Raw genomic sequence first — 13,028 nt, forward strand, 5'->3', positions numbered from 1 at the left:
GCTTTTTACCCGGGAAAACGCGCGCAAGCCTCCGTTTTCCGCCGCTTTGGCTATACTCGCAAAATGATTCGCATGATCGAGAACATCAATGGACGACGCTGACCTCCCCAAGCCGGAGGATGGCGGCGAAACCCGTATCGTGGACCTGCGCGAGGCGCTCGAGGAGCGCTATCTCTCCTATGCGCTTTCCACCATCACCCAGCGCGCGCTGCCCGACGCGCGGGACGGCCTCAAGCCGGTGCACCGCCGCATCCTGCACGCCATGCGCCTGCTGCGCCTGGACCCCGACCAAGGCTACAAGAAGTCTGCCCGCATCGTCGGTGATGTGATCGGTAAGTTCCACCCGCACGGAGACCAGTCGATCTACGACGCCCTCGTGCGCATGGCGCAGGACTTCGCCCAGCGCTATCCCCTGGTCGATGGCCAGGGCAATTTCGGCAATATCGACGGCGATAGCCCGGCGGCCATGCGCTATACCGAAAGCCGCATGACCGACGTCGCGAGCCGGCTGCTCGAGGGCATCACCGAGGATGCCATCGACTTCAAGGCGACCTATGACGGCGAGGACGAGGAGCCGATCGTCCTGCCCTCCAACTTCCCGAACCTGCTGGCCAATGGTTCGACGGGTATCGCGGTGGGCATGGCGACCTCCATCCCACCCCACAATGTGGGCGAGCTGTGCGATGCCGCGCTCCACCTCATCCAGGTGAACCCCAACGCCGATGCGCGCGAGCTGGTGCAGTTCGTCAAGGGACCGGACTTCCCGACCGGCGGCGTGCTGGTCGAGCCGGTGGATTCGATCGTCAACGCCTACGAGACCGGCCGCGGCTCGTTCCGCCTGCGCGCCAAGTGGGAGCGCGAGGAAAAGGGCCGCGGCGTCTACCAGATCGTAGTCACCGAGATCCCCTATGGCGTGCAGAAGTCACGGCTGATCGAAAAGGTCGCCGAGCTGCTGATGGCCAAGAAGCTGCCGCTGCTCAAGGACATCCGGGACGAAAGCGCCGACGATGTGCGCGTGGTGCTCGAGCCGCGCGCCGGCACGGTGGACGCGACAATCCTCATGGAACAGCTCTTCAAGGTATCCGACCTCGAAGTGCGCTTCCCGCTCAACATGAACGTGCTCGACAAGGGCACGGTGCCCAAGGTCATGGGCCTGCCCGAAGCGCTGCGCGCCTGGCTCGACCATCGCAAAGTCGTGCTCATCCGCCGCAGCCAGCACCGGCTGGACCAGATCGCCAAGCGCGTCGAAGTGCTCGAAGGCTATATCGTCGCCTTCCTCAACCTGGATGAAGTGATCCGCATCATCCGCGAGGAAGACGACCCCAAGGCCCAGTTGATGGCCACGTTCAACCTGACCGAGAACCAGGCAGAAGCCATTCTCAACATGCGCCTGCGCTCGCTGCGCAAGCTCGAGGAAATGGAGCTACGCACCGAACACGGGGCGTTGCTCACCGAACGCGGCCACCTGGAGACGCTGCTCGGCTCGGAGCGCCGCCAATGGGGCGAAATCGCGCGGCAGGTCAGCGACCTCAAGGCCGCCTACGGCGAAGACAACCCGCTCGGCCCGCGCCGCACGGCGCTGAGCGAAGCGCCCGACGCCGATCATGCCGAGATCGAGACTGCCTTCATCGAGCGCGAGCCGATCACGGTCATCCTTTCCGAAAAGGGCTGGATCAGGGCGCTCAAGGGTCACACGGACGATGTGGACGAAAAGGGTTTCAAGGCGGGTGACCGCCTCAAGCTTTCCGTCAAGGCCGAGACCACCGACAAGCTGCTGATGCTCACCACGGGGGGCAAGGTCTATACGCTGGGCGGCGACAAGCTTCCCGGCGGACGCGGGCAGGGCGAGCCGGTGCGCATCATGGTCGATATCGAGGAGGGACACGACATCGTCGATCTCTTCGTCTACCGCCCCGGCACCAAGCGCATCGTCGCCTCGAGCGGCGGCAACGGCTTCGTGGTGGGCGAAGACGACCTCATCGCCAACACCCGCAAGGGCAAGCAGGTGCTCAACGTCTCGGGCGCCGAGGAAGCGCGCCTGCTGGTGCCCGTGGCTGGCGACATGGTCGCGGTCATCGGCCAGAACCGCAAGCTCCTGGTCTTCCCGATCCAGCAATTGCCGGAAATGACCCGCGGCAAGGGCGTGCGCCTGCAGAAGTACAAGGACGGCGGCATCTCCGACCTCAAGACCTTCAAGTCCGAGGACGGCCTTGTGTGGACGGACAGTTCCGGCCGCACCTTCACCCGTCCGCTGGGCGAGTTGACCGAATGGCTCGGCGATCGCGCCCAGGCCGGCCGCCAGCCGCCCAACGGCTTCCCGCGCAACAACAGGTTCACCGGCTGATGATCCGTCACTGCGTCTGGATAAAATTCAGGGCGGATGTCGACGCCGCCGAACGCGCGGCCATCTATGCCGAGCTGGAGGCACTGGTCGACCGGATCGATGGCCTCGAACGGGCCTCGTTCGGCGCCAATGTCAGCCCAGAGGGGCTGGGGCAGGGTTTTGCCGACGGCTTCATGATGGACTTCGCCGACGCCACGGCACGCGACGCCTATCTCGTCGATCCGGACCACAAGGCGGCGGGCGCACGGCTCGTCGCGGCAGCCGAGGGCGGCGTGGCCGGCATCCTCGTCTTCGACATGGACGTCTAGTCCGGGCTCCCTTGGTCCACGGTGAAGGTGAAGACCACCGGTAGGTGGTCGCTGCCTGTCATGCCTGCCGTATGCAGGTCATGAACGGCGACGCCGCGCGTAAACACGTGATCGAGCGGCAGGAACGGCAGCGTTTCGCGCCAGCCGCCCAGGTAATAGAAGAGCGCCGGGTAGGTGAGCAGCCCATGGTCCTGCCGCGTCAGGCCCGTGCTGCGCCCGAAGCCGCGCAGCGCGTAGGACCAGGAGGTCGAGTTAAAGTCGCCAACCACCACCAGCGGCCCCTCGACCTCGGCGACGGCGGCCTGAAGCTCGGCGAATTCCTCGCGCTGGCGCGCCATCTTGGGCGCAGGCCAGTCCAGGTGCGTGGTCATCAGCGAGAAGTGCGAACCGTCGGGCAGCTCGAAAAGTCCCAGAATGTGCCCGGTGCGTTGCGCGCCATAGGCATCGTCCGGGCAGGCCGCGCCTTGCTCCTGCGTGAACGGAAGCTTGGAGAAGAGCCCCAGATTGGCGCGCTTGCCGCCGCGGCAGAAGACCGAATAGGGGTAGGTTTCCTTGAGCAGCGGCCCCAGTTCGGACCGTTGTTCGCCAAAGAATTCCTGCAGCGCGATGATGTCGGGCTGCTCGCGCTTGATGACGTCGAGCACGCGCAGCATGTCGTAGTTCATGCCGAAGAGGTTGTGCGTCATCACCTTGACCACCGTCTGCCCGCTGGCGGGCACCGGCGGGCGCGGCTGGAGCGAGGCGGTGAACTCGGGCACGACCGTGATGGCCGATGCGAAGAACCCCGTGGCCGTGGCCGCCAGCACGAAGCGCCGCCACACGCCGCGCCCCAGCAGGGCCGGCGCGAATAACAGAGACAGCAGCGTGCCGATGAACAGCAGCGCCTGCAGGTGGTTGAGCAGGTCGAAATAGGGAACGGCAAAGCCGAGCACGGCCAGCACCGCAAGCGCAGATACGCCGAGGGCTCCGATGCTCAGGAGAATGCGCAGGGCGCGGATGAGAAGGCGCATGAAGCGTCCGGGTTCAAGGTGGCGTCAATCGAGCGGGCGCCAGCCAAGAGGACCTTTTTGAACCTCCAGCGGACGGAAAGCCGCCTTGTAGGCCATTTTGGGCGAATCTTTGACCCAATAGCCAAGATAGACGTATTGGAGCCCCGCCTGCTTCACCTGGTCTATGTGATCGAGGATGAGAAGGTTGCCGAACCCGCGCTTGGCCATGTCCGGATCATAGAAGCTGTAGACCATCGAAAGCCCGTCCGGCATCACGTCGGTGAGGGCCACGGCGACCAGCGGGTTTCCGGGTACGGACGTAAGGCGATACTCGACCAGCACCGACTGCACCGGCGTATCCTCGACCATGTACTCGTAGTCGATGAAATTCATCTGCGTCATGCCCCCGCCCGCATGGCGGGCGTTGAGGTAGCGCTTGAAGAGCGCGAACTGCTCGGTGGTGGCGCGCGGCTCGCACACCGTCACGCTGATATCGGCGTTCTTCCTGAGGATGCGGCGGAAACGGTCGGAAGGCGCGAACTGCCGCGCCACGATCCGCACCGACTGGCAGGCGGAGCAGCCTTCGCAGGCCGGGCGGTAGATCAGGTTCTGGCTGCGGCGGAAACCGTTGTCGCTGAGCAACTGGTGGAGCGCCGCCGCACGCCTCCCGGTCAGGTGCGTGAACAACTTTCGCTCCTGCCGGCCCGGCAGGTAGGGGCACGGCATCGCTGCCGTGAGGAACAGTTGGGTGTTATCGGGAGTATGATCCGTCATCTATCGTCCAGGTCGCGACCCAGACGATAGAATATTGCGGACTGCGCCCCCGTGCAACGGGGAGAAATCCCAAGCTCAGGCGGGGCGTCCGGCGGTGCGCTGGTAGTCGGCCCAGTGCCGGGTCATGGGCGAACGACGCACCATGAGCGTGCCCACGATAAGGTCGTGCACCATCTGCCGGCGGGGCGTGAAAAGGGCAATGGCCAGCGAAATCGGCCAGGAAATCCAGACGCTTATCCAGAATACCAGTGCATGGGCCACGGCCATCACGCCATCGAGCGGAGCGCCGCGCGTGGGCGTGAGCACGATATCCATCATCTGCATGCCCACCGTCGCGCGCCGGATCGAGCCGAGCGTGGCGGCGTAATAAAGCACGATGGAGAGCGGCAGCAGCACCACCAGCGCCAGCCAGGCGAGTCCAAATGTCAGGAAGCCGGCAATGCCGCCGACGATGGCCAGCGCCGTCACCATCACCGAGATGATCACCATGTCGATGAAGAAGGCCACGATACGCCGCGTCAGCACGCCTTCGAAGAGCTCTGGGGCGGTTTCGGGGTCGGGCAGGGCTGCGGTCATCGGGGTGCCTTTCTGGCAAGCATCTTACGGCATGCCTATTTGGGGGCTTTGACGGAGCGTGCAAGAGACTCGGTTACAAAATTGATCCCGGAGCCTTTCGCTTGCGGTGGCGGGCCTAGTCGCCGTTCGTGCCATTTGCTACCCAGAACTATTCACGGCTGCAATCTCGCGGCCAGAGGCCAGACGATTCGTGGCAGACCCACTGTACTTCCTGCGCGGCGAGAGCCTGGCAGCCGCTCAGATACTGGCCTTCGACTGGTCGCAAACCGACCTCGGCCCCCCGGAAAAATGGCCCAGCGCGCTCAAGACCGCGGTCAGCATAATGCTGGCGTCCCACTTCCCCAAGGCAATCGTCTGGGGACCGGGGATGCTCACCATCCATAATGATGCGTTCCGGCCCATCCTCGGGCGCAAGCCGCTCGCGATCGGGCGCTCCTTCCGCGACGTGTGGGCGGAAACCTGGGATGGCATCAGCGACATCGTTGCGCGCGCCTTCAATGGCGAGGCGACCTTCATCGAGAATTTCCCGCTCGTCATCAACCGGCATGGTTATGACGAAGAGGCCCACTTCACCTTCTGCTACAGCCCGATCCGGGATGAGAACGGCGACGTTGCCGGGATGATGGACACTGTCATCGAGGTCTCCCAGACGGTGGCGACCCAGCGCCGCATGGCCGTCGTCAATGGCGAGCTGGCCCATCGCATGAAGAACATGGTCACCGTCATCGGGGCCATCGCCAGCCAGACCCTGCGCAACGCCAACGACCTTTCCGAGGCGCAACTGGCGCTCCAGCAACGGCTGACGGCCCTCGGCCACGCCCAGCAGCTGCTCACCAACTCCAATGTCGGCACCGTCAAGGTGCGCGATATCTCGAGCTTCGCCCTCGAGGCAGTGAGCGTGGACCCGGACCAGATCGACATCGACGGGCCCGACATGTGGCTGGCCGAGAAGCAGGCGCTGTCTCTCGCCCTGGTCATAAACGAGCTGGCCACCAACTCCTTCAAATACGGGGCGCTGTCGCTGCGCTCGGGCAAGGTCTCCATTGCCTGGGAAGTTTCAGGCGTCGATGAGGAATTCAGCTTCCTCTGGAAGGAAAGCGGCGGACCGCCCGCCGAGCCCCCGGCGCGAAAGGGATTTGGCACGACGCTCCTCGAACGCGTCGCTCCGCTCGATTTCCACGGAACCGCGGACCTGTTCTATGGGGCCGAGGGGTTCCGCTACGACCTGCGCACCAGCAGGAAGGCGCTGGCAGGCTAGCGCCGTTCGTTCTCGGGCACGACCCGGCGGATTTCGCCAAGCAGACTGTCGTTTTCAAAGCCAGCATCGGCCAGCAGGTGCGGGTCCATGCGCGCCAGGGCCTGCCTGGCGATCCGTTCGGCATGGCGCCGCCGGATGGACGAGGCGAGTGCGGCCAGCCATTGGCGGCGCGGACGGCGGTCGAGAACGACAACGGTATCGTATTCCAGGATAGCCATTTCCCGGTTCCTTTCGACAATACGTGGGTGACGGTTCAATCGCTTAATCGTTGAACCGATTCAAATTTGAACCGGTTCAATTCCGTTGTCAACGGATATTTTGAAACGGTTCAAGAAATATGGTAGAGCGCATCCATGAGCGAAAAGACCGCCAAGCTTGCCGATGTCGCCAAGGCCGCCGGAGTGTCCCAGGGCACCGCGTCCAACGTCTTCAACCGCCCCGAAGTGGTGCGCGAGGAGGTGCGCGAGAGGGTGTTGGCGGCCGCCAGGAAGATCGGCTACGGTGGTCCCGACCCCAAGGGGCGGCTGCTGCGGGCGGGCAAGGTCAATGCCATCGGCATCGGCGCGGCCGAGCCGCTTTCCTACTTCTTCGACGATCCGTTTGCCCGCACCGTGATGGCGTCCATCGCGCAGGAGTGCGATTCCCGTGGAGCCGGCATCGCGCTGATCTCGGCGCTGAACAACGAGTCGGTGGCCTGGAATATCCAGAGCGCCCTGGTCGACGGGCTGATCCTGTTCTGCGCCGAGGGCGCCGACAAGCTCATCGAGCTTGCCCGCGATCGCCAGATCCCGTTCGTGGCCATCGAGTCGCCCGAAAAACTCGGCGACCTGGCCACGATCACCATCGACAACTTCGCCGGCGGCAGGCTGGCCGCAGAGCACCTGGTCGCCCTCGGGCACCGGCGCTTTGGCATCCTGGCGCTGCCGTTCAACGAAACGGGCAGCGGCCCACGCACCACCGATGAGGTGCGCGCCGCGCTCTACGACAATATCCGCGACCGGGCCCTGGGCTATTTCAGCGTTCTGGCCGATCAGGGCATTGCCGAGGCCGATGTGCCGCTCTTCGAGACGCGCGACCGCGAGACGGTGTTTGCGGCGCTCGATACCTTCTACGCCGCCGCCGAGCCGCCGACGGCGCTGCTATGCATGTCCGACGTCATCGCGCTCGATGCCCTGGCCTGGCTGCGGAGCAGGGGACACAAGGTACCCGAGGACGTCTCCGTGGTCGGTTTTGATGGCGTGCCCGAAGCCGCGCTATCCGATCCACCGCTGACCACCATCGAGCAGCCGCTCGCCGAGATGGGCCGCATGGCGGTCCAGATCGTAATGGCTCCCACCCGCCAGACCGGCAACACCACCGCCGATCTGCAGTTGGTCGAGAGGGGATCGACAGGTCCTGCGAAGGGATAGCGGGAGCGTGGGGGCTGGGCGTTGTCTTGCGCTGGGCACGCCGATCGCCTTTTCGATCGCTGAACGCCTCTCAACCCACGAACTCTTCCCCGGGTCTTCGCCCGGGGAGGAGCGTGGTGGGATGGAGAACTACGAAGGGGTGAGAACTCCCGTGGAGCTTCTGCCAGCGCGCTCCCCCAAATCCCTTACGCGTTGAGCTTGCGCGCCATTTCGAGGGCGTAATACGTCAGGATCCCGCTCGCGCCGGCGCGCTTGAAGGCATAGAGGCTCTCGAGGATGGAAGCCTCGCGGTTGATGGCGCCAGCGGCGGCTGCGAATTCGATCATCGCGTACTCGCCCGACACCTGGTAGACGAACACCGGCACGTTGAACTCGGTGCGGACGCGCCGCACGATGTCGAGATAGGGCATGCCCGGCTTGACCATCACCGTATCGGCGCCTTCCTCGAGGTCCTGCGCCACCTCGCGAAGAGCCTCGTCGGAATTGGCGTAATCCATCTGGTAGGTGCGCTTGTCGCCCTTGAGGCGCGTGCCCGAACCCACCGCCTCGCGGAACGGACCGTAATAAGCCGACGCGTACTTGGCGGCATAGGACATGATCTGCCTGTCCTCGAAGCCTTCGGCGTCGAGCACGGCGCGAATGGCGCCGACGCGGCCGTCCATCATGTCGGAGGGCGCGATGATGTCGGCGCCCGCCGCCGCCTGGACGAGCGCGGAGCGGATCATGACATGGACGGTCTCGTCGTTGAGAATCTGCCCGTCACGCACCAGCCCGTCCTGGCCGTCGCTGGAATACTCGTCGAGCGCCACGTCGGCGATGAGGCCGATCTCGGGCACGGCTTCCTTGATGGCCGAGAGCGCGCGGCACATCAGGTTGTCGGGGTTGTAGGCCTCCTCGGCATTCTCGCTGCGGCGCTCGTCCTGGGTATTGGGAAAGAGCGCCAGGGCAGGGATGCCCTCGGCTGCGGCCTGCCGCGCCGCTTCCACCGCCAGGTCCACGCTCAGGCGCTCGACGCCCGGCATGGTCTTGATCTGGGTGCGCTCGTTCTGCCCGTCGATGATGAAGAGCGGCCAGATGAGATCGGCGGGGGTCAACACGGTCTCACGCACGAGGCTGCGACTCCAGGCCGATGCGCGCGTGCGGCGCAGCCTGCGTCCGGCGAGGAACTCCATGTCGTGTTTGGGCCAGTAGTCGGACATGCGAGGTCTCCAATTTGCCGTGATGCGGTTCTCTATCAGCCCCTCCGCCTTGCCCGCAACCGGTGCGCGCGCTAGACCCATTGCCAACCCGAGGAGCTTTTCGCCCATGCAAGTGCCGTCCGAGTGGATCGCGATCACCCTGCGCGCCATCGCGCTCGTGACCCTGTTCCTGGGCCTGACCGATGCGGCGCGCCTGCTCGGGGTCTCCATGGGCTCGGTCAACCCGATCGAGCAGATGGGGATGACCGCCTTCGTCTATCTCGGGATCTTCACCATCGCCCACCTTTTTGCGGCGGTAGGCATCTGGATCCGCGCCAACTGGGGCAACGTGCTGCTGGTAGCGGTCACGTTCGTGGAGCTGGCGCTCTACCTTTCGGGCAATCCGAACGTGCAGATGAGCGTCGTCGGCTTCATCATCCGGCTGCTGATCCTGTGCGCTATGGTGCTGTTTTTCCTGATCGCTTTCCGCACGCGCCGGGCTGCGATCCACGACTGACAGAAGCCGTTCAGACTTCGTTCAGGTTACAATTTTCTTGCACGATGTAACCTTTGATTCAGCCAAATTCTCGAACATTTCCAGTAAGATGCCATTAAGTGTGCGGCTTAAGGCGATCTTATTCGGGCCCCTGTAATTTGGCCCTACTGAGACGCGAACAAATCGCGCAAAATTTTGCAGAGAGGCCAACAATGGTAACCAAGTCGAACGCCGCTGAGGCACTAGAATCCGGCAAGGCAGAAAGCCTGAAGCCCCTCTACCTCGAAGCCGTGTCGCGGGTCGAACGCCTGCACCGCCGCTTGCTCGACCTGATCAAGGACGAGTTCGATCGTATGGGCTGGGACGACATCAACCCCGTCCAGGCGCTGCTGATGTTCAACATCGGCGATGCCGAGATGACCGCCGGCGAGTTGCGCTCCCGCGGCTACTACCTGGGCTCGAACGTTTCTTACAATCTCAAGAAGCTCGTCGAGACCGGCTACATCTTCCAGGAGCGCTCCCGCGCCGACCGCCGCTCGGTCCGCATCCGCCTCACCCCCAAGGGCGAGGAAGTGGCCGAAGTGATCGACGAGCTCTACGACCGGCACCTGAAGTCGATCGAAAAGGTCGGCGGCTTGGGCGACGGCGAGTTCGACGGTCTCAACAAGGCTCTTGCACGCCTCGAGCGCTTCTGGGTCGACCAGATCCTCTACAAGCTCTAAGGGGCTGTGGCATTCATGCCACACAAGTGAACAAACGCCGGTGCCACGCTCCGGCGTTTCTTATTTGCGCCTCAAATTCCCGTATCAAGCTGCGTTACACGCAAAGTTCGCAAAGCATCTGCCGCCCGCCTGCGTATCGGCTCGGACGTGGTTCACAGCTCTTTGAGCGCTGTTGTTTGCCCCGGGGCCCGAATGGTAAGGCGATGGTAAATGCTTCGTGCTTTGCTCCAGTAACCCTCGACTAGATGCAGGTGAATTGATGCGGCTTTCTCGGCGTACACTTCTTCGCTCCATGGCGGCAGCGGGCGCAGTCGCCGCTCTTCCGGCAGTAGCGCGGGCCCAGGAAGGCGACTCCATCTGGGACATGTTCAGCCGTAACCGCGTCCTGCGCAGCACGGATCGCAACAGCAACACTGCCGCAGCGAACGCCACGATCGAGACCATCGAGCCGATCCTGTCGGTGGATACCGCCTACAACCTCCAGCTTGCCATCGGCCAGTACGAACCCTTCGTGGCCGCTGGCGGCTGGGAGCAGGTGCCCAAGGAAGTCTTCGGCCTCACGCTCGGCAACGGGCGCCGTTCGGTCGTCGCCCTCAAGCGCCGCCTGATGTCGTCCGGCGACCTGCCGCCCGCCGAGCGCGTTGACGAGATGTTCGACGCCGCCACCGACCTTGCCGTGCGCAACTTCCAGGCTCGCCATGGCCTGATCGTGAACGGGCAGGTGGACGAGCCGACCTTCTACGCCATGGCCGTGCCAGCCGAGGTGCGCCTCAACCAGCTCCGCCTGAACCTGATCCGCGTCCAGAACATCAGCCAGACGCTGAGCGATCGCTACCTGGTGGTGAACGTGCCGGCCGCGTCGGCCGAAGCCATCGAGAACAGCGCCGTCGTCCAGCGCCACGTCGCCGTGGTCGGCCGCATCGACCGGCAGACCCCGATCCTGCATTCGAAGGTCCACCAGATCAACTTCAACCCGTACTGGCACGTGCCCAAGTCCATCATCCAGAAGGACTTGATCAAGTACATGAACGAAGATCCGGAATACCTGACCAAGTTCCGCATCCACATCTACGACGGCAAGGGCAACGAGCTGGCGCCGACCGATATCGACTGGTCGACCAACGAGGCGGTCAACTACATGTTCCGCCAGGAGCCGGGCGCCGAGAACTCGATGGGCCACGTGAAGATCAACTTCCCGAACCCCTACGACGTCTACATGCACGACACGCCCACCAAGTCGCTGTTCGGCGAGAATGCGCGCTTCCACTCCTCGGGCTGCATGCGCATCAACGAAGTGGATTCGCTGGTGAACTGGCTGCTGGCCAGCAATGGCGACTGGGACCTGGGCCGCGTCCAGCAGACCTTCGCCTCCAACGAACGCCTGGACGTGAAGGTCAAGAACCCGACCCCGGTCCACACCACCTACATCACCGCCTGGGCCAACCGCCAGGGCACGGTCAGCTTCCGCGACGACGTGTACAACTTCGACGCCGAAGGCCGGACCACGTTCGACGCCTAGCCGCCATGGGGGAAAGCGAAGTCCTCTTCGAGTTCACCCAGGTCGGCCAGCAAATGCGGGTATCCGCGATCGACGCGGGTACCCTGACCGAAGTCATTGTGATCGCGCCCGCCAGCGCCACGCGCTACCAGATGCAATCGCTCGCCATGGCCAAGCTCAAGCGCAAGCTGGCCGAAGGCGATGCGCAGGGCAGGGCGGCTCCTCCGCAACGCCTGTTCTAGACGCGCTCAGCGCCCCGAGAAGCGCTGCCTGGCGGCCTCGGTGAAGGGCGTATAAAGGCTCACCAAAGTCCCTTCCGGGTCGCGGAACTGGGCGGCGCGATTGCCCCAGGGCATGACCTTGGGCGCCATGACCGCCTCGAGCTCGTTCTTAAGCCGTTCGTATTCAGCGTCGACATCCTCGACCTGGAATTCGATGATGGCGCTGCGATTGGCGGCGGGCTCGGCACTGCCCTCCTTGAAGAGAGCGACGGTGTCGGCGGTGCCGAAAGCCAGAGCGGCGCTGGGCGTGACGATTTCGGCAAAAACTGGAGCGAGCCATTCGGCCTCCTTGCCGGTGAGCGTTTCGTAAAAGGCGACCAGCGCCTTGATGTCGGCGGCGACGAGCCGGACGGAAGCCAGTTTCATGAAGATATCCTTGTTGTCGGGGCGCCGGATCGGCGGCCCGCTGACGCCCCTTGTGAGCCATCCCTGCTGCCACCATAATGTCAGCAGGAGTCAGTAGCGATGCGTCGAGCCGACAGACTGTTTCAGATCATCCAGGTGCTGCGCCGCTCGACACGGCCGGTGACGGCTGCCGCGCTGGCCGAGGAGCTGGAGGTTTCAAAGCGCACCGTCTATCGCGATGTGGCCGACCTCATCGGGCAAAGGGTGCCGATAGCGGGAGAAGCTGGCTTCGGCTACGTGCTCGATGCGGGCTACGACATGCCGCCGCTGATGCTCAACGCCGACGAGGTCGAAGCGATCGTGCTGGGCGTACAATGGGTTGCGGACCGATCCGACAAGGCGCTCTCAACTGCGGCGCGTGATGTCCTGGCCAAGATCGCGGCCGTCATCCCCGAACATCTCCGGCCCGTCATCGAGGTGCCGAGCGTTGGCGTGAAGCCCACGGAAAGCCGGGGGGAGCGCTTCGATACCACGCCCATCCGGATGGCGATCCGCAATGGGAACAAGCTGCGCTTGCGGTACCTCGATGCGACCGAGAAGGTAAGCGAACGCACAGTGTGGCCGGTCGTGCTGGGCTATGCCGAGGCGAGCAGCCTCCTGGTTGCGTGGTGTGAACTGCGTCAGGATTTTCGGCACTTTCGCACCGATCGGGTGCTGGTGATGGAAGTGCTGGACGAGCAGCACGGATGGAGCCATGCGCGCCTGCGGCGTCGCTGGGAGACCTGGCGCGCGAAGGTCGACAGGGCGCTTCCGGGCGCCTGATCTCGCTCCGGCAAAAGCGAAGGGAGCC

General features: G+C 64.1%; 15 protein-coding genes. 9 read left to right on the plus strand and 6 right to left on the minus strand.

Features of this window, described 5'->3' with window-relative positions; genetic code table 11:
• Positions 1-88 precede the first annotated feature (88 nt).
• On the plus strand, positions 89-2,344 hold the full coding sequence (gene parC / locus FNA67_RS09280; RefSeq protein WP_049704918.1) for a DNA topoisomerase IV subunit A: 2,256 nt from the start codon (positions 89-91) through the stop codon (positions 2,342-2,344).
• Positions 2,344-2,652: a Dabb family protein gene (locus FNA67_RS09285; RefSeq protein ID WP_147655843.1), complete on the plus strand. Its 309-nt coding sequence runs from the start codon at positions 2,344-2,346 to the stop codon at positions 2,650-2,652. Before parC ends, FNA67_RS09285 begins: the two co-directional genes overlap by 1 nt.
• Here the strand turns inward: FNA67_RS09285 and FNA67_RS09290 are convergent.
• The 3 genes from FNA67_RS09290 to FNA67_RS09300 all read right to left on the minus strand — a co-directional run bounded on the left by FNA67_RS09290 (position 2,649) and on the right by FNA67_RS09300 (position 4,991).
• Positions 2,649-3,662 (minus strand): endonuclease/exonuclease/phosphatase family protein, encoded by a 1,014-nt coding sequence (locus tag FNA67_RS09290; RefSeq protein WP_147655844.1) that lies wholly within the window; start codon positions 3,660-3,662, stop codon positions 2,649-2,651. The two genes, FNA67_RS09285 and FNA67_RS09290, sit on opposite strands and share 4 nt — an antisense overlap.
• 24 nt (positions 3,663-3,686) lie before the next feature.
• Positions 3,687-4,415: an arginyltransferase gene (locus FNA67_RS09295; protein WP_049704921.1), complete on the minus strand. Its 729-nt coding sequence runs from the start codon at positions 4,413-4,415 to the stop codon at positions 3,687-3,689.
• Between the two features lie 75 nt (positions 4,416-4,490).
• Entirely contained in the window at positions 4,491-4,991 is a 501-nt protein-coding gene (locus tag FNA67_RS09300) for an RDD family protein (protein ID WP_147655845.1), read from the minus strand.
• Between the two features lie 190 nt (positions 4,992-5,181).
• Between FNA67_RS09300 and FNA67_RS09305 the strand changes: the two genes are divergently transcribed.
• Positions 5,182-6,249 carry a sensor histidine kinase gene (locus FNA67_RS09305; RefSeq protein WP_053167810.1) on the plus strand — a complete coding sequence of 356 codons (1,068 nt, stop codon included), beginning with the start codon at positions 5,182-5,184 and terminating at the stop codon, positions 6,247-6,249.
• Here the strand turns inward: FNA67_RS09305 and FNA67_RS09310 are convergent.
• The gene (locus FNA67_RS09310) at positions 6,246-6,467 is read right to left on the minus strand and encodes a DUF1127 domain-containing protein (protein WP_147655846.1); all 222 of its coding nucleotides are present in this window, start codon (positions 6,465-6,467) and stop codon (positions 6,246-6,248) included. The two genes, FNA67_RS09305 and FNA67_RS09310, sit on opposite strands and share 4 nt — an antisense overlap.
• A 135-nt stretch (positions 6,468-6,602) precedes the next feature.
• Here FNA67_RS09310 and FNA67_RS09315 point away from each other — a divergent pair, with 135 nt between their 5' ends.
• Positions 6,603-7,658 (plus strand): LacI family DNA-binding transcriptional regulator, encoded by a 1,056-nt coding sequence (locus FNA67_RS09315; protein ID WP_147655847.1) that lies wholly within the window; start codon positions 6,603-6,605, stop codon positions 7,656-7,658.
• A gap of 185 nt (positions 7,659-7,843) precedes the next feature.
• On the opposite strand, the gene hemB is transcribed toward FNA67_RS09315, so the two are convergent.
• The gene (gene hemB / locus FNA67_RS09320; RefSeq protein ID WP_082202028.1) at positions 7,844-8,857 is read right to left on the minus strand and encodes a porphobilinogen synthase; all 1,014 of its coding nucleotides are present in this window, start codon (positions 8,855-8,857) and stop codon (positions 7,844-7,846) included.
• A 106-nt stretch (positions 8,858-8,963) separates the two neighbouring features.
• Between hemB and FNA67_RS09325 the strand changes: the two genes are divergently transcribed.
• The 4 genes from FNA67_RS09325 (at position 8,964) to FNA67_RS09340 (ending at position 11,794) form a co-directional block, all read left to right on the plus strand.
• Positions 8,964-9,353 (plus strand): hypothetical protein, encoded by a 390-nt coding sequence (locus FNA67_RS09325; protein WP_049704925.1) that lies wholly within the window; start codon positions 8,964-8,966, stop codon positions 9,351-9,353.
• A 191-nt stretch (positions 9,354-9,544) separates the two neighbouring features.
• The gene (gene ldtR, locus FNA67_RS09330; protein ID WP_049704926.1) at positions 9,545-10,054 is read left to right on the plus strand and encodes a transcriptional regulator LdtR; all 510 of its coding nucleotides are present in this window, start codon (positions 9,545-9,547) and stop codon (positions 10,052-10,054) included.
• 259 nt (positions 10,055-10,313) lie between these two features.
• Complete coding sequence (locus FNA67_RS09335; RefSeq protein WP_082202436.1) at positions 10,314-11,573, plus strand: L,D-transpeptidase family protein; 1,260 nt, start codon at positions 10,314-10,316, stop codon at positions 11,571-11,573.
• A gap of 5 nt (positions 11,574-11,578) precedes the next feature.
• On the plus strand, positions 11,579-11,794 hold the full coding sequence (locus tag FNA67_RS09340; protein WP_049704927.1) for a DUF6898 family protein: 216 nt from the start codon (positions 11,579-11,581) through the stop codon (positions 11,792-11,794).
• A 6-nt stretch (positions 11,795-11,800) separates the two neighbouring features.
• Here the strand turns inward: FNA67_RS09340 and FNA67_RS09345 are convergent, their stop codons facing one another.
• Entirely contained in the window at positions 11,801-12,199 is a 399-nt protein-coding gene (locus tag FNA67_RS09345; protein ID WP_147655848.1) for a VOC family protein, read from the minus strand.
• Between the two features lie 99 nt (positions 12,200-12,298).
• Here FNA67_RS09345 and FNA67_RS09350 point away from each other — a divergent pair, with 99 nt between their 5' ends.
• Complete coding sequence (locus FNA67_RS09350) at positions 12,299-13,000, plus strand: helix-turn-helix transcriptional regulator (protein ID WP_049704929.1); 702 nt, start codon at positions 12,299-12,301, stop codon at positions 12,998-13,000.
• Positions 13,001-13,028 lie beyond the last annotated feature (28 nt).

Origin of the sequence: Youhaiella tibetensis (genome assembly GCF_008000755.1) — a bacterium.
Classification (GTDB): Bacteria; Pseudomonadota; Alphaproteobacteria; order Rhizobiales; family Devosiaceae; genus Paradevosia; species Paradevosia tibetensis.

Excerpts from the sequence above, each read along its gene's own strand:
- FNA67_RS09340 (WP_049704927.1), top strand. The coding sequence starts at position 11,579 with ATGGGGGAAAGCGAAGTCCTCTTCGAGTTCACCCAGGTCGGCCAGCAA.
- FNA67_RS09300 (WP_147655845.1), bottom strand. The coding sequence starts at position 4,991 with ATGACCGCAGCCCTGCCCGACCCCGAAACCGCCCCAGAGCTCTTCGAA.
- parC (WP_049704918.1), top strand. The coding sequence starts at position 89 with ATGGACGACGCTGACCTCCCCAAGCCGGAGGATGGCGGCGAAACCCGT.
- FNA67_RS09295 (WP_049704921.1), bottom strand. The coding sequence starts at position 4,415 with ATGACGGATCATACTCCCGATAACACCCAACTGTTCCTCACGGCAGCG.
- FNA67_RS09285 (WP_147655843.1), top strand. The coding sequence starts at position 2,344 with ATGATCCGTCACTGCGTCTGGATAAAATTCAGGGCGGATGTCGACGCC.
- FNA67_RS09290 (WP_147655844.1), bottom strand. The coding sequence starts at position 3,662 with ATGCGCCTTCTCATCCGCGCCCTGCGCATTCTCCTGAGCATCGGAGCC.
- ldtR (WP_049704926.1), top strand. The coding sequence starts at position 9,545 with ATGGTAACCAAGTCGAACGCCGCTGAGGCACTAGAATCCGGCAAGGCA.
- FNA67_RS09335 (WP_082202436.1), top strand. The coding sequence starts at position 10,314 with ATGCGGCTTTCTCGGCGTACACTTCTTCGCTCCATGGCGGCAGCGGGC.
- FNA67_RS09345 (WP_147655848.1), bottom strand. The coding sequence starts at position 12,199 with ATGAAACTGGCTTCCGTCCGGCTCGTCGCCGCCGACATCAAGGCGCTG.
- FNA67_RS09350 (WP_049704929.1), top strand. The coding sequence starts at position 12,299 with ATGCGTCGAGCCGACAGACTGTTTCAGATCATCCAGGTGCTGCGCCGC.
- FNA67_RS09310 (WP_147655846.1), bottom strand. The coding sequence starts at position 6,467 with ATGGCTATCCTGGAATACGATACCGTTGTCGTTCTCGACCGCCGTCCG.
- FNA67_RS09325 (WP_049704925.1), top strand. The coding sequence starts at position 8,964 with ATGCAAGTGCCGTCCGAGTGGATCGCGATCACCCTGCGCGCCATCGCG.
- hemB (WP_082202028.1), bottom strand. The coding sequence starts at position 8,857 with ATGTCCGACTACTGGCCCAAACACGACATGGAGTTCCTCGCCGGACGC.
- FNA67_RS09315 (WP_147655847.1), top strand. The coding sequence starts at position 6,603 with ATGAGCGAAAAGACCGCCAAGCTTGCCGATGTCGCCAAGGCCGCCGGA.